The sequence below is a fragment of the Cellulomonas gelida genome (assembly GCF_006538725.1).
GTDB lineage: Bacteria > Actinomycetota > Actinomycetes > Actinomycetales > Cellulomonadaceae > Cellulomonas > Cellulomonas gelida.
Window position 1 is genome coordinate 1 of record NZ_BJLQ01000021.1, and the last position, 19746, is coordinate 19746.

The following is a 19746-nucleotide window of genomic DNA, read 5'->3' on the forward strand; positions in this document are numbered from 1 at the left end:
CACCCCGGGCGGAAGCCCGGCACACCACTTGTTCCCTGCAGAGCCGCAGCACCAACACATAGACGGCCTCCGTCCCGCCTGTGCCGAGACCTGGTCAGCCCGTCAGTACCGTCGCGTCATACAGGTCGGTCGCGTTCCAGAGCGGCGTGTAGAGCTTGCGGCAGACGCCTCCGACGCCGTCCGCAGCGGCCTTGCCACTATGGATCCCGTACACGCGCACCCCGCCCGTAACCGTGTTGAACCACGGTCCGCCGCTGTCGCCGTTGGTGGTGCAAGCGTTCGTCGAGCGGACCTCAACCAACGGGTAGATGTCCCAGGGTATTCCGCCGGCGACGTCCTGGTGGATCAAGCGGCCGCCGCCCGTCACGCGGAACGTGCACTGGACGCCGGAGATGGTCCCGGAGAAGCACAGCTCGACGTTGGGGTCAGGCGTGCCCAGGTGCGTCGCCTTGATGGCTGCGCTCGTAGTTCCCGTTGCCCCGCCCATCCAGATCCGGCCCTCGCTCCCATTGTTCTTCCAGGCCCCGATGTCGCCGCGGTTGGGAACATTCACTCGGAACGTACTTGTGAGCCCGTACGTGTTGCCGACAAGGTTCGTGTACGTGCCGTCGCCCGCCTTCGAGTAGACGTTCAGTGACGCAGCCATCTCGGTGCAGTGTCCAGCGGTGACCATGATGTGGTCGCCGTTGGAACGAACCATCGGCACACCTGCGGTGCATGTGTACCGGTAGCCGTCGGAGAACATGTAGGCCGACGAAGCGCCCCAGTACTCATAACGGTCCTTGTCGCGCTGCGGCCCCGACTCCAAACTGACGCCAGACTCGACCAGCTGGACCGACACGCTCTCGCCCGCCTTGGAGTACAGGTCTTTGCGAAACGCGTCTGGCGCCTCGAGCATGTCCAGCACCACACCGTCGCTTTCCGGGTCGATGTACCCCATGCCGGCGCCGTGCTCGACGAAATCGGGCTCGTCCATCAGCGCGCTCATGAGTTCGTAAAGCTCCCGTGCGCTGCGCTTCGCCGGGACGACATCGACCTTTGCGGCTGCGGCTGCCGGGACCTTCAGAGTGCTCAGCTTCTCGCCGACCAGCCGCTCGGCGAGCTTCGTGTTCGGTGCCCCGACCTCGAGCGTCCCTTCGGCGGTTGTCCTCACCCACGCCAGATCGTCGAGGTGCGTCGAAACGAGCAGGTCAAGCTCGGGATAGATGTCGGACGCCCAGGTCCCGACCTGGTAGGCCGTCTGCTCGGGGACCAGAGGTGCGAACGGCACATCGTCCGCGGCTCCGGCGCTCGTCCCGCACACGAGGCAGAGGCCCGCGACCCCCACCAACGCGACTCCGAACTGCACCCGACGGCGTCCTGCCATGGCCTCTCCTCGGCTGTCGTGCACCTGTGGCACCATGACGCTAGCCCTCGTGTACTGCCCGTTCTTCATCCATTCGAGTGGTTTGCCTGAGCGTGGCCGTCGCCGGCTACTCGAGCCCGGCCGAGCTCGACGCCAGGACGATCGCGACCGAGGCGCCGTAGCGCTCGGCCAGCATTCGACGGAAGTCGTCGGGCGCGTCGAGCAACGCAATGATCAGTCTGTCCGACTCGCTGTCGATGTACGACATTCCCGCGGACAGGGCCTGGAACGTGGGATCCTCGCCGAGCTCACGAGCGATGGCGTAGAGGTCTTGGGCGCTGCGAGTCGTCTCGACCACGTGGATCCGGTCGGCGAGGGCCGTGTGTGTCGGGGACTCGGCTAGCGCCGATGTGACCAGTGGCTGTGCCGCGTCGACGTCTGTGGCGCCCAGCTCGATGTCGCCTTTGGCGTCGATGCCGATGTAGGAGAAGAGGTCGCCGTTCTCCTGCACGACCAGGCTCAGCATCGGGTAGATGTCGTGCGCCCATGGGCCCGCCGCGTTCGGGACGTCTTCGCCGACGATCGGTGCCATGGCGCCCGTGCCTGCGTCGGCCGGTTTGGTCGCAGCGGCGCTGCTCGATGGCGAGGGCGGCGGGGGTGTCGAGCGTGCGCTATCCGCAGTGTGTGAGTCGCGGGCCCCGCCCAGGAGGCTTCCGGTGGCCACCGCGCCCACACCAATCGCCGCGACCATGAGTGCGGCCGCGGGCAGTGCCCACCTGCTTCGCGAGCGCGGACGCACGACACGCAGTTCGGTGGTGCCGACGGCGGCGAGGTCCATCTTCGGTGCGAGGGTGGATCGGTCATCACGCTCGACCGACTTGAGGTACGCGTCACGGAACTCAGCTTCGGTCCAGCTCATCATCGGCCTCCTTCTGGCACGGCGGACTTTCCTGTGACGCGGAGCCGGGTCAGGGCCCTATGGGCTGTGACCCGCACCGTGCTGCGAGTGACACCCAGCGTCGACGCGATCTCCTTGTCGTCGAGGTCGGCGACGTACCGCAACGCAAGCACCGCGCGGGCGCGGGGACTGAGCAGTGCGACCATCTGGATGACGGCGTCGATCCCTTCGATCTCGTCGAACGGCTGGGCAGCCGATCGGTCGACGGTCAGCTCGACCGACGTGGAAGCGTGGACGTGGGGATCCCGCCCGTCGAGGTACATGCGGACCATGACGGTACGGGCGTACCCCATCTGGTTGGTCGCCCGAGCGAAGGCTTCGTGTTTCTGCAGGAGGCGGGCGAGGGTGTCCTGTACCAGGTCGTCGGCCGCGTCGACGTTTCGGCAGATTCCGATCGCGATGCGTCGTAGCTCGGGTCCGTGCGCCCGTGCGAACGACTCGACACCGTTCGCAGGCTGGACGAGCTGCACGGCTGGCTCACCCCCGGTCGGTACGACGGATGTCTCGTTCACACCCACTGTGACACCTGGATACCTGTCTTCTGTTTACATCTGCCACTCGCACTCCGGAGCGCGAGTGGAAGCGGAGTGGGGTCTCACCCCATTGCGCAACCTCAGGCGCTGGCCCGCGCCTGCTCGGCCGGCCCCAAGCGGTCCGCCAGGCGCACGCAGCGGTCCGTGGCGCGTATGGGACCCTCCGGTATAGGCTGTCCTATATCGAGGAGGTGGACGGTGGCACTGCTGGAGCACACGCCGGACGTCGGGACGCTGCGGCGTCTTCGGAGTCGGCAGGAGATCGACCGGCTGGACTACTTCCGTGCGCTGCGGTTGGTGGCGCGCACGATGCGTCAGACGGACCTTGCGCGTCAGCTGGGGATCGCGCAGCCCTCGGTGTCGCAGGCGTTGCAGCGGGCTGAGACCGTGCCGGATGTCCGGCCTGGGTTCTCGGGTGCGACCCCGTACGAGATTGCTCAGCGGTACAGCGCTGGTGAGCTCACGCGCGACCAGCTCGTCGACGAGCTGGCGCGCTGGGAGTACCGACCGAGCGCGTCCGGGGACGGGTACGACTGGTCGACGTACGAGCCGGGGGAGTGGCAGGAGACGGTCGTGCGGGCTCTGCGTGATGGGCTGATCGATGGCGAGGCTTACGAGCTCGCGTTGCAGAAGTGGGAGAGCGCCGGCAAGTGACGGCGAGCTACTGCCTGCGGCGGCGTGCGGCTGGAGATCTGTGACCTGGTGATCGATGACGTGCGCCTGCATGAGCACCGGGATCGTGTGGTCAAGTCCTCGGTAGTGGTGTAGCGGTTCGGGCGTGACCCTGTTGGTCAGGCTGTCAGGGCGAGGTGCGGATCGGTCACCTCCTCGTCGCCGGGGACGATCGTGATGCGGGCTTTCGCGAGGAGCTCGAGGCCGAGGTAGCGGCGTCCTTCGGCCCACTCGTCGTGCTGCTCGGCCAGGACCGCGCCGACGAGGCGGATGACGGAGGCGCGGTCGGGGAAGATCCCGACGACATCGGTGCGGCGGCGGATCTCGCGGTTGAGGCGCTCGTTGGGGTTGTTCGACCAGATCTGTCGCCACAGGTCCTTGGGGAAGGCTGTGAACGCGAGCACGTCAGCGCGGGCCGCGTCCAGGTGCTCGGCGACGTCGGGGAGCTTGTCGACGGCGGCGTCCAGGAGCTTGTCGAACTGGGCCTGGACATCCTTGGCGGTGGGTTGGTCGTAGACGCTGTGCAGCATCGCCTTGACTGCCGGCCACGACGTCTTCGGACACGCGCTCATCAGGTTGGCGGCGTAGTGGGTCCGGCATCGCTGCCAGGTCGCCCCTGGCAGGGTCGCCCCGATCGCGGCGACCAGCCCGGCGTGGGCGTCAGAGGTCACGAGCTTGACCCCGTTCAGGCCGCGGGCCACGAGGTCCTGGAAGAACGTCAGCCAGGCCGGGCCAGTCTCGGCGGTGGTGACCTGGACCCCGAGGATCTCACGGTGCCCGTCGGCGTTCACCCCGGTGGCGACCAGGACCACCGCGTTGACCACGCGGCCGGCTTCACGGACCTTCATCGTGAGCGCGTCGGCGGCGCAGAACGTGTAGGGGCCGGCGTCCAGCGGGCGCGTCCGGAACGCGGTCACCTGGGCGTCCAGGTCCTTGGACATCTCACTGACCTGTGACCTGGACAGGCCCGTGATCCCCAACGACTGGACCAGCTTGTCCATCCGCCGGGTGCTCACCCCGAGCAGGTAGCAGGTCGCGACCACCGACGTCAGGGCCCGCTTCGGCTCGTCGACGGCGGGTCAGCAGCCACTCGGGGAAGTACGAGCCAGAGCGTAGCTTGGGGACCGCGACGTCCAGCGTGCCGACCCGGGTGTCCAGGTCACGGCGGCGGTAGCCATTGCGCCGGTTGACCCGCTCAGGCGAGGTCTGTCCCCAGCCGGCCCCGCAGACCGCGTCGGCCTCGGCCGACAACAACGCGTCGATGAACGTGCTCAGCAGGTCGCGCATGAGGTCCGGGGACGCCTGCGCCAGCTGCTCGTGCAGGAACCGGGCAGGGTCGATACTCGTGGGTGCGGTCATCGTGGAGTCCTTCTTCGAGTCGGTTGTGAGAGATCACTCGAAGGGTCACGCGGTGACCGCGCCGTCGTCTACGACGACACGATCACCGAGCTACCGGTACACCACTCTGGCGGACTCCACTGATCGTGTTCGTGCGTTGATGAAGCCTGGCCAGTTGCTCGCGGTGGACAGCCCGTACGCGACGGTCAACAACCGTGCGTGGTTCGCGAGCCCGGGACGGCCGCGACTCGCTCGCGCGGAGTTGCATGAGGAGTTGGTCGCTCGCGCGCTAGGGGATAGGACGAGCGCGTCAGGTCGGAGCCGACCCTCGGCCATCGTCCTGGCGGGACCACCCGGTGCCGGTAAGGGCACCATGCGACGTCAGCTGCTCGGCGCTGAGGTCGGCTCGTGGTTGGTCGTTGACGCCGACGACTTCAAGCGGGCGCTGTTGGCCGCTGCCCTCGAGGATGGCACCTACGACCGGTTGATCGTTCCTTCCGAGACGAGCCTGGAGGTCGCAGACGCGCAGTCCCTGTCGGCGGCCGCCGACGCGCTCGAGCGGCAGGCCAAGGGCGCCGTTGACGAGAACACCGCGGCCGCGGCGCTCGACGAGGCCGCGGCGGACCGCGCCGACGCCAGCGCGGCGTGGGACTCGGCCGAGCGGCGCCAGGACCTGGCCGCCTCCCTCGAGCACGTCGACAACCGCGCGGCCGTCGACGCACGGCTGACCGCCGACCTCGACCAGGGCACGCCCCCTGCCGCGGCCGCTGCGGCCGGCCGTGCAGCGAGCCGTGCCGGCAAGGCCAAGGGCAAGGCGCGCACACGCACCGCGAACCAGCGAACGGCCGAGCGGAGCAGGTGACCGCCAGCGCTCCACGCTGCACAGGGCCCGCACTCGACTCAGAGAGTGCGGGCCCTGTCGCGTGCAAGGGGTCACTACGCTCGGCACGACCACGAGGAGGAGCCATCGACGACGAGGTAGGCCGGCTCGCCGAGCGAGTCGCGGCCGCGGCTGACGCCTGGCTGCGCGACCCGCAGGACGCCGGCGTCTACCGCCGCCTCGTCGACGCAGTGCTCGCCTGGCGCACCGTCACTCGCGCACAGCTCGACCTCGTCGACCCGAGCCCGGGAGCCACCACCGTGGCCGAACGGCACGCGGACCCACAGATGGTGCGCGGCGCTTTGGCCGACGTCGTCGACGAGCTCCGGCGCCGAAGCACCGGTCCAGACTCATGACGGTCGGCGCCACAGGCAGGGGGGACCGTGACGCCGACCGTAGGACACAGCATGCCGCGGAACGTCATGCGCGGGAGGCCGGTTCGATGCGAGGCACCCGATCGGGTCAGGAGGCCCGATCAGCCAGCGGTGCCGGGCTGCGGCCGCTGGCCGGGGTGCACATGCTGCGCACGGACGAGGCCGCGCGGATGCTCGGCGTCAGCGTGAACCTGGTCCACAAGTGGGTGCACGACGGCGTACTCGACGCCATAACCACTCCGTCCGGCGATCTGAGATTCGACGCGTCGCTCGTCCGCGCCGTGTCCGACGGCTTGTCACGTCCGGAGCCGAGGTCTCGGTGACGCCTTGACGTTCACCGACACCTCAGGCCGCGACCCCATCGGCGGTTGAGTCCCCGTAGCCCATGACCGTGTGTGAGCATGACGATGTGCACGTACCCGAGGCGCTCCGCACCAACCACGACGCGATCCTTGGCGCCCTCGGCCGGCACCATCTGTGGAGCGGATACGTCCACAACTGGGACGATCCGTGGTTCGACGAGGTCGTCGCCGCGATCCTCGTTCTCGTTGGCGAGAAGCCCCTTGTCTACATCTCTGCCAGCGGCAGCGCCGCGGAGATACCGGACGGGAGCCACGAGCATCTGGCCGTCCATGTCATCACGGACGGCGCTCTGATCGTCGTAAGCGTGGGCCCTGCCGATGACACCGGCGCCCGAGAGATCTCGACACGGGCGGTGCCCTAGACCGTGCAGTCGCTCGCGGTCGCCGTGCGGAGTCCGTGGCCCGGTCGACTGTCTGCAACCGTGACAGTCGCTGGCGAACAGGCGTTCCGAATTCCGTCCCGACACCCAATGAGCGACGGCGAGGCTGAGGTCCTGCGACACGCCATCGACCATCTGGCGCGCCGGGTCGCGAGCGATCAGGCGCGCTGAGGTCAGCGCGCGCACATTGCCGCCCGGAGTTCGCCGACGTCTGGCCTGGCCTGGCGCTACTGCTCGGTTACTCCAGGGCCCCCAGTCGAACGGTCCGGCGCGGCAGCCGGTGACCTGGCGCGCTGGCTGCTCTGATTGTCACCGTGAGCACTGCGGCCTTTACGTTCGGTGGCGGCGACCAGGTGACCATCGAGATCACCGATTGCCACCTGGTTCCGGGGTTCGGCTCCCACGAGCTGCGCCTGAGGATCCGGCATCGCGGCCCAAGCCAGCCTGCCCCTGAGCTAGTGATGCTCACCGGCACGCTGTCCGCCGGCTATCCCGGTCGGGTCCTGGGACCGATCGCGCCGGCTACGCTCGCCATCCGTGACTGGGACGTCACCAGTGACAGCCTCGTGGCCATGGTCACCGACGACCAGCTCGCCGCCATCAACGCCCTTCCCGCCAGCGATGTCGAGCTCCAGCTGGACCTGACCCTGGTCCGGCTACGTGCTCCCGCAGATGCGCACCCCTCGATGACCGCGCAGGCCCGACACCGCGTCGACGCCGCCACCTGGTCGGCGAGACTCGACCAGCTCGGCGCGGCCGTCGCGCTCACAGTGCGGGTGCCCACACCACTCGTCGGACACGACGGCGAGTCCTCCGGGCTGACCAGAATCGGCGAGCACCTGCGTGAAGCGCGGCGACACCTTGAGAACCACCGGCACCGCGAGAGCGCCGCTAGCTGCCGCCTGGCACTCGAACTCCTCCTCGAATGCGAGGAGATCCCGGAAAAGCCGACGACCGCAGAGCTAGCGAGCGGCGCCAGGCGGTCCGTCCCCGAGCCCCGCCGCTGGCTCCTGCTTCTGCGAGCAACGGTCGAACTCGCGCATCTGTCCCACCATGCCGCCGGCACCGCATCGGACGTCAGGTGGAGACGGACCGCTACCGAGTCGCTCCTTGCCACGACCGCCGCGCTCGTCAACTACTACATCGATCCGCACCGCACACCGCTGCCGGCGTAGCCGCGCCGGCAGTGCCGGGGGCGAGGCGGGTGATGCTCGCGGACGGCCCCATCTTTGAGCGAAGGAGCGCACCATCCCATCGACGTGGGTACAGGCCGCGATCGTCCTGACGCTTGTTGTACCCGGATTCGTCTACCAGGCCTCCACCAGGGCTGTCGCCGGACCGGACCCGGAAGAAAGCGAGTTCGGCGCGCGCGTCCTACGCATGATCGCCGCCACCGCGGCGTTCGCCGGCGTGTACGCACTGCTCTTTGGCGAGCGCGTCGTCGAGTACGTGCGCACCCCGGACCGGGCGCTCAGCGACGTGCATCTCCTCGGGGTGGCGTTCGTCGTCCTGGCGCTCGTCATCCCGTGGCTCGTCGCGCGCTGCATCTACTGGCTCGTCAGCAGCGGTCCGTACAAGCGCGCCTCGCTGTGGGTGCTCACGAAACTCCACCTGCGCCGGCCCTACGACCCGACGCCCTCGGCCTGGGACTTCGCGTTCGGGAACGGTGCCCGCGTGGGCTGGGTGCGTGTGCGCCTCGATGGCGGCGTCTGGCTGGGTGGCTACTACGGCGCCAACTCGTACGCGAGCTCCTATCCTCACCCCCACGAGCTGTTCGTCGAGGAGGGCTGGGTCATCAACGACGACGGGACGTTCACCGACGTCTGCCACGCACCCGGTGGCATGATCATTAACTGCAGCGGGGCGGTCACCGTGGACTTCCTTCCCGGCGACGCCGATACTGCTGAAGCAGACGACGACGCTGACGAGCAGGAGGTCGGGTGATGGGGAAGAAGCGAACGAAGCCGGTCGCGACTCACCAGGTCGGCCGATGGTTTGCTCCCTCGACGGGGGGCTACAGCGGACTCGGCCCGGGCGGCGAGGTCGTGCCTCGCAAGGGGACTCCCCCCAAGCTGCCGGCAACCCCCGCTGGCGTCGCGAAGACGCCCGCCGCCGAGCAAAGGGCCCAAGCCTCGTGAGCAACGAAGGCCGCCTCTACGGTGTGCCGCCCGAGCAGGCGCCGTACCGCGGCGTCGACGACGACAGCGACAGCTTGTACGAGGGCTACACGCCCACCGCGGCTGTCGACGAGCGTCGGGTGACGCGCCCTCCCACGGGACCCGCAGCGACCTCGACTTCGCGAACGGACGCCGAACGTGCCTGAGGACAAGATGATCTGCCCGGACGAGTTCACTCGGCGCCCGGATCGTTACGAGGAGCGTGGTCTCCGTCCCACGGTCGCCACCGCGCGACCCCCGGCGCCCCCACGCACACCCCCGGCAGTGCCGCCGGCGCGCGACAGCCGCCCTAGCGACGACGACAGCCGGTAGTACTCGCGCCGTGGCTGCGGCGTCGACCGTCGCGCGATCGCGTCTGAGTCCGGCGACCACGTCGCCTTGTGCATGCCGATAATGGGTCTTATGTCCGGTAGCCCTGATCAGAGGCGCTCTCCGCCGTGGCATCTGCTTTCCAGAGCGTGACGATGTCGCTCCGCAGCGGCCGGGGCGCTCCTGCGAGCTGTGTGTGGCTTACCGAACAGCAAAGGCGCGAACCCCGAGAATCGACGAGCGAGGTTCGACGGGGGGTCTCGCAGCTAGGCGACTCGCGCCTCCACAAACTGCCGGCGTGGACTGCGATTGCCCTCAGCGTCGGTCGGTGACTGCAATCGTCGCCCCTGGGCGCGAAGCCGATGGGCGATCCGAGCCGCGCCTCGGGGCTCTGAAGCTATTCCGTCCCCCATTCTGCAAGTAATTCGCGGCGGAGTAGGTCGACCTGCATCTGGAGTGCCCCAAGCAGCTCTGTGCGGTTCGGGGCACTGCTGGTCCGATACGCCCAGCCAGGGTCCGAGCCCTGTCGAGACTTCAGCCTGATCATGACAAAAGCGAAGTCCCAGTCATCTTCGTCATCGAGGGGGTGTAGGCGGAGGTTAGGCAACGCCTCCTCCGCGGGGAGTCGGTCGTCGTCCTGCTCGCTGTCGTCGCTAATAGGGTCTGCGCGCATCGCCCTTTTCCCCGCCCCTAGTCCGTCCTGGGTCTACTTTGTCAACAAGCGCAGCAGAGCTCGAGCCCAATGCCACCGACGTCCGAGCAGAAAGAGTGAGAAGAGAACCACGACTATCGCGACCCAGATGACATAGTGCGTCCAGAATATTGGATCTGAAATGCCCGACGGGATATGAACCTGAAAGGTCCCTGGGTCGAACAGGCCCATAGGGAGCAAGTATATCGGGCAAAATGCGATAATTATCCACGCGTAGCGACGGGTCTGGCGGTCGGATGACGCCTCTTGGTCGCGGCGATCGGCCCAGTCGGGGTTGCTATCGGGCATGCTTGGGGCCCTTCAGTAGCCACTTGTTGACATATGTCACCACAGTGTAGTACTTCGTGCCCGACGCCCACCGGAGTAGGTATTGGCCCAGCTTTCGCAACACGGTGAACTTTACCAGGCCGAAGACAAAACCCTTAAAGAACTCGCCTGCGGCGGCGAGCGCGCTGAATGCTTTGTCGCCAGCGTACTTCCAGACGTACTTTGCTAGGTAGTTCATTCCTTGCGCGACGCCACTGCAGAAGAATGCGCCCAGTCCAACCACCGAGGCGAGTGCGACCTTGCAGCCCGCGTTTGTCGCCAGACTGACTGCGAACGCAGCGCCCACACATAGGAAGTTGCATGTTCGTGCCAACCCGTCGAGATCAAACTCGTTGACTGGATCTTGTGGGTACGCGTAGGCGGTCGTATTTCCGCTGGTGATTGGGTCTACGGACGTAAACGAACCGGTGCGTGGGCTGTAGAGGCGGGCGCCCATCAGGAGAAGGCCGCTCGTGTCGGCGGCGCGTTGCTCGGCGCCAAGCCAGCCGTAGGTCAGGGCACCGGTGTTGGGATGAGTGGTGGCGTTGCCGTACTCGTCGTACAGGTTGGCAACGTCGGGGACGAGGTTGTCGTCGACGCGGGTGAGTGTGGTCAGGACGTCGCCGTGAGGGTCTGTCAGAGCAATGGACAGGGAGTCGTCGGCGAGTGTCGCTGACAGGTCACCTGCGATCGAGGACAGGTACCGGGTGGTGGCCGTCTCGGGCCCGCTGGCGGTGGTGGCCCAAGTCGGGTTGTCCGAGGTATCGCTGTAGTGGTGAGTCGTCGTACTCGACATCGCGCCTGTGGTGGAGCTAGCGGTCGTGCGTCGACCGCGCGGATCGAGCTGGTAGGTCGTGGTGGTGCCGTCCTGTGTCAGGCCACGAGCGGCGTCGGTGTCGTAGTACGCGATGGTCAAGTCCCCGACTGTGGCTCCGGCCGGCGTGTCGACGGCGGGGACGGTGGTCTGCCTGCCGAGTTCGTCGTAGACGTACGCCCCCACACCGTTCGCGCCGAGCTGGACGCGGTCTGCTGCGTCGAACGCCCAGGCGCTGGTGGTACCACCTGTCATGGTGCACGCCCCGTCGTCGATCGACGCAGCCACCCGCACACGATTCCCGTTCGGATCGAAGCCGTAGTCGCGCCGGGTGCAGGACCCGTTCGCTGTGTCGGTGGCACTCACGAGACGGGCCGCGTTGTCGAACGTGTACCGCTGGGTGCGGGACAGGCTCGGGGCGGTCAGGTCGATACCGTTGACACGGTCCAGGATGTCGTAGCCCTGGGTCCACGTCGCGACCGGCGACCCGGCCACCTCGTAGGTCCGCGAGGTTTGACGACCGGCGATGTTGTATGTGTTGCGCTGGAGCACACCGCCCGGGGTCTGCTGGGTGAGAATCTGCCCGGTCATGTCGTACGTCGCCGTGAACGAACCCTCGACCCCGGTGGCGGACTGCTCGACGAGCAGACCTGTGACAGGTGCGTAAGTGTTCGTCGTAGTCCCCACGCCCGCGATCGCGCTCGATGCGACCCGCCCGGCGGCGTCGTAGGTCGTGGACGTGATCGTCCCATCGGTGTCGGTGTAGGTGACCGGGCGGCCCCAGCCGTCGTACCCGGTGGTTACCTGGTCGGTGACGTCTCCCGGGCCGGTCAGTGACTGTGTTGCGACGACCAGGCCGGTCAGGCTCGAGTACACGGTCTTGGTCGTGGGAACTGGTGTCGAGGAGGTCAGGCCGGTGACCGCGACAGTTGTGGTGACGCTCCGGCCTGCGGTGTCGAACGTCGACGTGGTGGTACGGGTCACTGTGCCGCGTGCCTCGGTCACCGTCTGCGCGGACAGGTACTTGTCGTAGCTGGCGATCGTCGTGACTGGGGTCGCCGCTGCGTCCGCGGTCGAAGTACGGCAGGCCAGGCCAGCCCACTGCGGCTTGGCGCCGCACACCGCGTCGGCCCCAAGCTGGCTGCCCGCCGTGTAGTAACTGGTCGTTGTCGTTCCGGCATCGGTCCCGTCGGAGTTCGGCTGACGTGAGGCGATGGTGCGCCCCTCGGCATCGAGGATTGTGCGCGACACGATGTCATCGGCGCCGCCGAAGCCGTCACCGTCGGCGTCGACATGCGAAGTCGTTGGCGTGCTCAGCACCCACCCCGAGGTCGGGCCCGTCAGGCTGGCACCGTCTTCGACGGGCGCGTAACCGTGCACGGTCGTCGCGACGACTGTTCCGAGTGCGTACGCATCCTCTGGGTTGCTCGATCCACTTGCGGGGTCGGCCTGTCGGATCGTGAGCGTGGTCGGGAGGAGGTACGGCAGACCGGTCTGCGGGTTCACGCCGTCGTTGGGGGCGCCTTGGTCGTAGTCGGCGTGGGTGTGCTTGCGCGCCAGGGTCACCGATCCGTCGCTTGAGGTCACCTCGACGGTCGGGCCCCATACGTCAGTGACCACAGTTCCCGCCACGGTCAGGACGTCGCCGGGGTCGATGTCACCGACTTCCGTGGTAATTGCGAATGGTGCGGTGATCTCTGGGTTGTAGCGAATGATCGTGGCGTACTGGTCAGGGTCGGCCACTCCCCCAGCGTCGATGATCGTGGCGATGGCACGGGCGTCGAGCTCGCGCACGACAAGCCCGGTGTCGTCGTAGCCAGTGGAGGTCAGGGCCCACCCCTTGCCGGAGTAGGTTGCGGTGTTCACCACGCGGCCGTCGTCGTCGGTGAGCTGCAGGTCGCCGTATGGGAGGTCCGTGCTGGTCGGCGTGGTGGGGACCTCGGCTGCGTGGTCCTGGCCGAACACGGCGAACGCCTTGGTGGGAGTGTCGGTCTGGCCCCAAAGTGCGACGTCGCCAGCGCGACGCCCTCAAGGCCACCGGGCGCCCGATCGTCTACTCGATCAACCCGAACAGCGCGCACTCCAACACCGCCCCGACATACTCGGGCTGGGGCGCGTTCTCCGACATGTGGCGCACCTCGGAGGACCTGTCCGCGTCCTGGTCGACGGGCTGCTCCCCGTCCGCCGACTGCTTCGTCGGCATCACCGAGGCCCTCGACATCGTCGAGCCCATGCGTGAGTGGACCAAGCCGGGGCAGTACAACGACCCCGACATGCTGATGGTCGGGGTGCGCAACGCCCTGAGCCTCACCGAGAACCGCGCGCACATGACCATGTGGGCGATGCTCAGCGCACCGCTCATCGCAGGCAACGACCTGAGGAGCATGAGCGCGGACGTCCGCGGGATCCTCACCCAGCCGGACGTCCTCGCGATCGACCAGGACCCGCTCGTCCGGCAGGCCGACCGGGTGCGCGACGACGGTGACGCCGAGGTCTGGGCGAAGCCGCTCGCGGACGGCTCGGTGGCCGTCGCGCTGCTCAACCGCGGCAACGGCAGCAGGCAGATCTCGACGACGCTGAGCCAGGTCGGGCTCGGCTCCGGGACCTACCAGTACCGCGAGGTCTGGACGGGCGCGACGGGCACGACGACGAACCAGCTCTCCGCGCAGGTCGCCCAGCACGGCGTGGCCCTGTTCCGCGTCAGCGCCGGTGGCACCACCCCGCCGCCGCCGACCGGCTCCGCACTGGTCAGCGCGTCGTCGGGACGGTGCCTCGACGTGCCGGGCAGCGCGACGACGAACGGCACGGGCCTGGTCATCTGGGACTGCCACTCGGCGGCCAACCAGACGTGGACCGCCGGCTCCGACGGCACGCTGCGCTCGCTGGGCAGATGCCTCGACGCGCCCCCGAGCGCCACCGCCGGCACGCGCGTGCAGCTGTGGGACTGCAACGGCGGCACCAACCAGCAGTGGACGTTCCAGAGCAACGGCACCATCCGCGGCGCGCGGTCGGGCCTGTGCCTGGACGTGGACCGCAACCTCACCGCGAACAGCACCGCGGTGCTGCTGTGGACGTGCACGGGGTCGGCGAACCAGGTCTGGTCACGCCGGTGAGGCGGGCTCAGCCAGGCGTCGGTCGTCGGGGCGAGGGGGTCAGGACACGACCTCGAGCCCGGTGGCCCGTGCGGCGTCGTCGAGACCCCCGGCGTTCTGGACGTCGTTGAAGCCGAGCTCCTCGAGGTAGTCGACTGCGACGCCCGCGCGGCTCCCCGAGCGGCAGTACACGACGTAGCTGCCCTCGGGGTCGAGCGCGGCGACCTGGCCCGCGAAGCCCGGGCTCTGGACGTCGTAGTTGACGGCGTCCTCGAGGTGGCCCGCGCCGTACTCGGCGGCGGTGCGCACGTCGATCACGACCGTGTCGGCGTCCATCTCGACGTCCGCCGACGACGAGCACCCGGCCAGCGCGAGGGCGCCGACGAGCGTCACCAGGCCGGAGACCCGCGCGGCCCGTGCGTTCCTGATCATGCGACGTTCCTTCGTGAAGCCGAGCGAGCCCATGCCGCGGGGTCGCGGCTCAGCGGCCGAAGAGCCGGGCGAGGAAGCCACCCGACGAGGGGGCGTCCGGGTGTCCCGGGCACCACTGGGCCGCGGGGACGGAGCGCTTGACGCCGTCGACGTGCTGGCCGCAGCCGGCCCAGGTGGTCTTGCCGCAGGTCTTGCAGGTGGTCGGGTAGCACATGAGGGGTCTCCTTGGGTGAGGGGGCGTGGGGGTCAGACGGCGGCGATCTGATACGAGACTTTATACCCCCGGGGGTATCCATGGCTACCTGTGTGACCGTGACGAGGCGCGCATCAGCGCCACCGCGACGACCTGCAGCACGGCGGGCAGCGTCGCGGCGAACGCGAGCGGCGGCACAGCCGCGACCAGCACCGGGACCGTGAGGACGACGCGCGGGCCGAACCGGTCGTGCAGCGCGCCGACGATGAGCGCGCCGATCGCCGCCGCGAGCATGGCGCCGGCGTAGACCACCGGCACCAGGGCCGCGTCGAGGAGCCCCTGGTCGACGAGGCGGTAGGAGGCACCACCCGCCACGCGCTCGAGCGCTCGGCGCTCTGCGACCCTGTCCTCACGCCCCGACGGTAGGCGTCTCGGTCGCGCGGCGTCGCTAGGCGGCCGCGCTGCTCGTCGGCTCCGCGAGCAGGTCGGCGAGCGCCGCCGCGGTCTCCAGGCGGGCGATCCTCGGCAGGATCACGTCGAGGGCGTTCGCGTGCGCCTGGGCCACGAGGTCGGTGACGGCGTCGTGCGCGACGACCACCTCGTAGCCGAGCTCGCGCGCGGTCCGCGCGGTGGACTCCACGCCGATGCTCGTCGCGATCCCGGCGACGACCACCGCACGCACGCCCCGGCGGCGCAGGCGCGAGTCGAGCTCGGTGCCGGTGAACGCGTCCCACCCGCGCTTGGCGACGTGCAGGTCGGACGACGAGATGGGGACGCGGGGGTCGAGCTCGGAGAAGTCGGCAGGCTGCGCGACGGCGGGACCGGGCGAGTCGGTGCGGCCGCGCAGCAGGTCGCCGCCGTCGGGCGAGAACTCGATGCGGACGCGCACGACCGGGCGCCCCGCCTGGTGCGCGGCGGCGGCGAGCAGTGCGGCGCGGGCGACGACGACCGCCGGGTCGTGGACCGTCGGGAGGGCGGTGATGCCCTTCTGGAGATCCACCAGGACGAGGGCGGTGGCGGGATCGAGCACGTCGACGGGCACGGGGGACTCCTGACTCTGGGAGAGAAAGACAGCAAAACTGTCTATCGCGGGGTCGGGAGATGTCAAGCAAGACTGCACAGTTCTGCTGTCCGTCTGGGCGTAGGCTGCAGGCATGGACGACGCACTGCTGGCCGCCGAGCTCCGACTGCAGCTGGGCCGGCTCGTCCGACGAGGGCGCGCCGAGGACCCCCGCCCCCAGGCCCTGACCGCGGTCCTCGGGCTGCTCGCACGCGAGGGTGCGCTGACCACCAGCGAGCTCGCCGGCGCCCAGCGGGTCCGCCCCCAGTCCATGGCGCGCACGGTCCGGGCGCTCGAGGACGAGGGCCTCGTCGAGCGCTCCACAGACCCGACGGACGGCCGCAAGTCGCCGCTGGTGCTCACCGCCCAGGGTCGTGCCGCGCTCGAACGGGAACGGCGTCGCCGCACGGATTGGCTCACGCTCGCGCTGGCCGAGGCCCTCGACCCCGAGGAGAGGCAGACGATCGCGGCCGCCGTCCCGCTGCTCGCCCGCATCGTCGCCTGGGACGAGCGCCGCACGGACGAACACCACTCGGACGAGCACGACGAGGCACCCGCCCCTGACCGACCCTGAACCACGGGGTGATGGACGCGTGAGCGCCTACCTGATGACTCGGACCTCCTGGGGCCACCCGCACCCCTGCGCGACCTTGCCCGCCCACATCTTGGCCGACTCCCGGTCGGGCACGTCGATGACGGTGATGCCGCCGAGGTACTCGGCGGTCTCCGTGTAAGGGCCGTCGGTGATGGACAGCGTCCCGCTCGTCGCGTCGGCGCTGAACGCGTCGGCCAGGTTCTCCTCGAGCCCGCCCGCGAAGACCAGCACCCCGGCCTCCTCCATCTCGCGCACGACCGCCTTGCTCGGCTCCACGCGCGTCTGGAACCACTCGGCCGGGTGGTCTCCGACCCACTGCTGGTGGAAGTAGATGGCATACCGCGTCATGTCGCTCCTCCGGTTCGTGGCGTTCACTCCCGTGACGGACGAGCCTCGCCGGAATCGACAGAGCCCGCCGGCCGGCCAGCGGCCGCGCGGCGTAATCGATTCGCCCCCGGGGACGGTCGGGCGACCCCGCCGCCCGGGGCCCGCGCAGAGGTGAAGACTCGGGCCGATCGCTGACCACCAGAGGAGCTCGTGATGTCGTCGCCGGGGAAGATCCGTTCATGGAGCCGTCTGCTCGCCGTGGTGCTGGCGGGTGGCGCGCTCGTCGGCGTGCAGTCCCAGGCGGACGCCGTGCCGCCCGGCGGTGAGACCGGCCCGGTGACCGGCAACGCGACGTGGTTCGACAACCTCGGCGCACCCTACGGCGGCTGCGGGCTCCCGCAGGACCAGCTCGAGACGCAGAACTGGATCGCGCTGAACGTCTTCGACACCCCGGGCGACTACGCGATGTACTCGCGCCCGATGGCCGCGGGCGACCCGAAGATCGGCATGTGGGACAACGGCCGCAACTGCGGTCGATGGGTCCGGGTGTCGATCGACGACTACTGCACCGGCCTCAACGACGGCGCGGCCGGGCAGGCGTTCTGCCGCAACGGCGCGTGGGTCGAGGACAAGTACAACGGCGCGACGCTCGACATGCTCGTCGCCGACAGCTGCGGCGACCCCAACGCGTGGTGCCGGGACGACCCGTACCACCTCGACCTGGCCCACCAGGCCATCAACAGGTTCGTGAAGAACGGCACCGCGGTGGGCGACCTCGAGCCGAACCACTGGGGCAACCGCAAGGTCAGCTGGCAGTTCATCGAGGCGCCGAACTACACCGGCGACATCGAGATCGGGTTCATCCAGGGCTCGGAGAAGTGGTGGGCGGGGGTCTCGATCAACCACCTGCCCAACGGCATCCACGGCATCGAGCACTTCGCCGACGGCGCGTGGGTGCAGACCCCGATGAACGTCGACATGGGCCAGTCGTTCCTGCTGAAGCCGACGACGCCGGGCGGCACCGACTACAAGATCCGCGTCAAGGACGTCGACGACGCGTACCTGTTCGGCGGGCGCGAGTACTCCTTCTCGCTGCCGTCGAGCTGCGGCGGCAAGTGCTCCGCACCGCGGACGGTCGTCCCGTACACGACGAAGGGCGGGGACGACTCGACGCCCACCCCGACGCCGACCCCCGACCCGACGGTCACGCCGACCCCGACGCCGACCCCCACTCCCACCCCCACTCCCACGGCGACGCCGACCCCGACACCCACCCCGACCAGCGGCCCGGCCGCCTGCACCGCGACGTTCCGCGCCGTGAGCACGTGGCCCGGCGGGTACCAGGGCGAGGTCACGGTGACGGCCGGCTCCTCGGCGCTCTCGTCGTGGACCGTCACGCTGTCCGGCGCGTCCGTGAGCAGCCTCTGGAACGGGATCGTGAGGACGTCCGGCTCGACGACGACCGTCACCAACGCGCCGTACAACGGCACCGTGGTCGCCAGCGGGACGACGAGCTTCGGCTTCATCGGCTCCGGTGCGCCCGGCACGCCGGCCCTGACCTGCGCGGCCTGACGCCGAGACCGACCGGCCCGGCCAAGACCGCCCACGTCGCCCCGTGAGCACCGTTGCTCGCGGGGCGGCGTCGCGAGAACCTGGAGCCCCGTCGACCGGAGGCACTCATGGGCAAGCTGATCTACGCGGCGAACACCTCAGTGGATGGGTACCTCGAGGACGCGGCGGGCGCGTTCGACTGGTCGGTGCCCGACGACGAGGTGCACCAGTTCTGGAACGACCACGAGCGCCGCATCGGCACGTCCCTGTACGGCCGGCGCATGTACGAGACGATGCGCGTCTGGGAGGACGACGAGTGGCTCGCCGACGAACCGGCGGTCGTCCAGGAGTACGCGCAGGTCTGGCGTGACACCGACAAGGTCGTCTACTCGACGACGCTCACGGATGTCTCGACGGCGCGCACCCGCCTCGAGCGGCAGTTCGACCCGGAGGCGGTCCGGCGGCTCAAGGCGGCGTCCCCGAAGGACCTGAGCGTCGGCGGCGCGACGCTCGGGGCGGAGGCCTTCCGGCACGGTCTCGTCGACGAGTGCGTGCTGGTCCTGCACCCGGTCACGGTCGGCGGCGGCAAGCCCGCGCTGCCACGAGGCATCCGTCTGGAGCTGGAGCTGCTCGACGAGCGTCGCTTCACCAACGGCGCGGTCTGCGTGCGCCACGCGATCCGCGGCACCTCGTGACGGGCGCCTGACCCGCGGACGAAGGTCCGCGGCGACCGGGACCGGCACGCGGGACGCTGCGGGCATGACGTCCGTCGGCCCTGCGCGATCACCGTCCCGCGTGAGCACCGACCGGCTCGTCGTGCGCCGGTTCACGCCCGACGACGGCGAGGGCTTGCACGGCTACCTGTCGCGACCCGAGGCCGTGCGCTTCGAGCCGTACGGCGTCCAGACGCGCGCGCAGTGCGACGAGCTCGCAGGCGCGCGTGCGCACGACCCGTCGTTCTGGGCGGTCTGCCTCCGGGACGACGGCACGCTCGTCGGGAACCTCTACCTGCACCACGACGACCCTCGCGAGTGGCGCAGCTACGGCCTCGGCTACGTCTTCCACCCCGACCACTGGCACCAGGGCTACGCGACCGAGGCGTGCCGCGCTCTGCTCGACGTGTGCTTCGACCAGTGGGGTGCGCACCGAGTGATCGCGCACTGCGACCCGCGCAACGAGGCGTCCTGGCGCCTGCTCGAACGCCTCGGCCTGCGGCGCGAGGGCCACTTCCGGCAGTCCGCGTCGTTCAGCGCCGACGACGCGGGGCGTCCGGTGTGGCACGACGCCTACTTGTACGCGGTGCTCGACACCGAGTGGGCTGCCGCGAACGGCTGAG

Annotated in this window: 20 protein-coding genes and 1 pseudogene; 11 read left to right on the forward strand and 10 right to left on the reverse strand. The window is 69.2% G+C overall.

The genetic code is table 11. The annotated features are described in order from the left end of the window. Positions 1 to 94: 94 nt before the first annotated feature. The 3 genes from CGE01nite_RS10405 to CGE01nite_RS10415 all read right to left on the reverse strand — a co-directional run bounded on the left by CGE01nite_RS10405 (position 95) and on the right by CGE01nite_RS10415 (position 2773). Positions 95 to 1366 (reverse strand): chymotrypsin family serine protease, encoded by a 1272-nt coding sequence (locus tag CGE01nite_RS10405; protein ID WP_141370750.1) that lies wholly within the window; start codon positions 1364 to 1366, stop codon positions 95 to 97. Between the two features lie 106 nt (positions 1367 to 1472). Next, entirely contained in the window at positions 1473 to 2264 is a 792-nt protein-coding gene (locus CGE01nite_RS10410) for a hypothetical protein (RefSeq protein WP_141370752.1), read from the reverse strand. Then, complete coding sequence (locus CGE01nite_RS10415) at positions 2264 to 2773, reverse strand: RNA polymerase sigma factor (RefSeq protein WP_170210942.1); 510 nt, start codon at positions 2771 to 2773, stop codon at positions 2264 to 2266. Before CGE01nite_RS10415 ends, CGE01nite_RS10410 begins: the two co-directional genes overlap by 1 nt. 261 nt (positions 2774 to 3034) lie before the next feature. On the opposite strand from CGE01nite_RS10415, the gene CGE01nite_RS10420 reads away from it, so the two are divergent. After that, a complete protein-coding gene (locus CGE01nite_RS10420) occupies positions 3035 to 3490 on the forward strand; it encodes a helix-turn-helix domain-containing protein (protein WP_141370756.1) in 456 nt (151 codons plus the stop codon). 137 nt (positions 3491 to 3627) lie between these two features. Here CGE01nite_RS10420 and CGE01nite_RS10425 read toward each other — a convergent pair. Continuing rightward, positions 3628 to 4867, reverse strand: a pseudogene (locus CGE01nite_RS10425) (IS256 family transposase). On the opposite strand from CGE01nite_RS10425, the gene CGE01nite_RS17315 reads away from it, so the two are divergent. The 5 genes from CGE01nite_RS17315 (at position 4854) to CGE01nite_RS10450 (ending at position 8786) form a co-directional block, all read left to right on the forward strand. Beyond that, a complete protein-coding gene (locus CGE01nite_RS17315; RefSeq protein WP_255318497.1) occupies positions 4854 to 5708 on the forward strand; it encodes a zeta toxin family protein in 855 nt (284 codons plus the stop codon). The pseudogene CGE01nite_RS10425 and the gene CGE01nite_RS17315 sit on opposite strands and share 14 nt — an antisense overlap. 535 nt (positions 5709 to 6243) lie before the next feature. Continuing rightward, positions 6244 to 6423, forward strand: coding sequence for a helix-turn-helix domain-containing protein (locus CGE01nite_RS10435; RefSeq protein WP_141370758.1), 180 nt, complete (start codon positions 6244 to 6246; stop codon positions 6421 to 6423). Positions 6424 to 6491: 68 nt separating this feature from the next. Further along, complete coding sequence (locus tag CGE01nite_RS10440) at positions 6492 to 6824, forward strand: hypothetical protein (RefSeq protein WP_141370760.1); 333 nt, start codon at positions 6492 to 6494, stop codon at positions 6822 to 6824. A gap of 332 nt (positions 6825 to 7156) precedes the next feature. Further along, a complete protein-coding gene (locus tag CGE01nite_RS10445; protein WP_141370761.1) occupies positions 7157 to 8017 on the forward strand; it encodes a hypothetical protein in 861 nt (286 codons plus the stop codon). Positions 8018 to 8090: 73 nt separating this feature from the next. Beyond that, positions 8091 to 8786, forward strand: a complete 696-nt coding sequence (locus CGE01nite_RS10450; RefSeq protein ID WP_255318501.1) for a DUF6338 family protein — start codon at positions 8091 to 8093, stop codon at positions 8784 to 8786. 1531 nt (positions 8787 to 10317) lie between these two features. Here CGE01nite_RS10450 and CGE01nite_RS10455 read toward each other — a convergent pair. Then, positions 10318 to 13125 carry an RHS repeat-associated core domain-containing protein gene (locus CGE01nite_RS10455; protein ID WP_141370765.1) on the reverse strand — a complete coding sequence of 936 codons (2808 nt, stop codon included), beginning with the start codon at positions 13123 to 13125 and terminating at the stop codon, positions 10318 to 10320. Positions 13126 to 13163: 38 nt separating this feature from the next. Between CGE01nite_RS10455 and CGE01nite_RS10460 the strand changes: the two genes are divergently transcribed. Continuing rightward, positions 13164 to 14273 (forward strand): ricin-type beta-trefoil lectin domain protein, encoded by a 1110-nt coding sequence (locus CGE01nite_RS10460; RefSeq protein WP_229747565.1) that lies wholly within the window; start codon positions 13164 to 13166, stop codon positions 14271 to 14273. A gap of 39 nt (positions 14274 to 14312) precedes the next feature. On the opposite strand, the gene CGE01nite_RS10465 is transcribed toward CGE01nite_RS10460, so the two are convergent. The 4 genes from CGE01nite_RS10465 to CGE01nite_RS10475 all read right to left on the reverse strand — a co-directional run bounded on the left by CGE01nite_RS10465 (position 14313) and on the right by CGE01nite_RS10475 (position 15919). Continuing rightward, entirely contained in the window at positions 14313 to 14684 is a 372-nt protein-coding gene (locus tag CGE01nite_RS10465) for a rhodanese-like domain-containing protein (protein WP_141370767.1), read from the reverse strand. A 49-nt stretch (positions 14685 to 14733) separates the two neighbouring features. After that, positions 14734 to 14898 (reverse strand): DUF8730 family Cys-rich protein, encoded by a 165-nt coding sequence (locus tag CGE01nite_RS16970; RefSeq protein ID WP_170210943.1) that lies wholly within the window; start codon positions 14896 to 14898, stop codon positions 14734 to 14736. 84 nt (positions 14899 to 14982) lie between these two features. Further along, positions 14983 to 15252 (reverse strand): hypothetical protein, encoded by a 270-nt coding sequence (locus tag CGE01nite_RS10470; RefSeq protein WP_174773440.1) that lies wholly within the window; start codon positions 15250 to 15252, stop codon positions 14983 to 14985. Positions 15253 to 15325: 73 nt separating this feature from the next. After that, entirely contained in the window at positions 15326 to 15919 is a 594-nt protein-coding gene (locus CGE01nite_RS10475; RefSeq protein ID WP_141370769.1) for an isochorismatase family protein, read from the reverse strand. 112 nt (positions 15920 to 16031) lie between these two features. On the opposite strand from CGE01nite_RS10475, the gene CGE01nite_RS10480 reads away from it, so the two are divergent. Continuing rightward, positions 16032 to 16511 carry a MarR family winged helix-turn-helix transcriptional regulator gene (locus CGE01nite_RS10480; protein WP_141370771.1) on the forward strand — a complete coding sequence of 160 codons (480 nt, stop codon included), beginning with the start codon at positions 16032 to 16034 and terminating at the stop codon, positions 16509 to 16511. A gap of 27 nt (positions 16512 to 16538) precedes the next feature. Here the strand turns inward: CGE01nite_RS10480 and CGE01nite_RS10485 are convergent, their stop codons facing one another. Then, a complete protein-coding gene (locus CGE01nite_RS10485; protein ID WP_141370773.1) occupies positions 16539 to 16880 on the reverse strand; it encodes a YciI family protein in 342 nt (113 codons plus the stop codon). 192 nt (positions 16881 to 17072) lie between these two features. On the opposite strand from CGE01nite_RS10485, the gene CGE01nite_RS10490 reads away from it, so the two are divergent. The 3 genes from CGE01nite_RS10490 to CGE01nite_RS10500 all read left to right on the forward strand — a co-directional run bounded on the left by CGE01nite_RS10490 (position 17073) and on the right by CGE01nite_RS10500 (position 19745). Further along, positions 17073 to 18431, forward strand: coding sequence for a cellulose binding domain-containing protein (locus CGE01nite_RS10490; RefSeq protein ID WP_141370775.1), 1359 nt, complete (start codon positions 17073 to 17075; stop codon positions 18429 to 18431). A 107-nt stretch (positions 18432 to 18538) separates the two neighbouring features. Next, the gene (locus CGE01nite_RS10495) at positions 18539 to 19105 is read left to right on the forward strand and encodes a dihydrofolate reductase family protein (RefSeq protein WP_141370777.1); all 567 of its coding nucleotides are present in this window, start codon (positions 18539 to 18541) and stop codon (positions 19103 to 19105) included. A gap of 100 nt (positions 19106 to 19205) precedes the next feature. Further along, positions 19206 to 19745, forward strand: coding sequence for a GNAT family N-acetyltransferase (locus CGE01nite_RS10500; protein ID WP_229747566.1), 540 nt, complete (start codon positions 19206 to 19208; stop codon positions 19743 to 19745). Position 19746 lies beyond the last annotated feature (1 nt).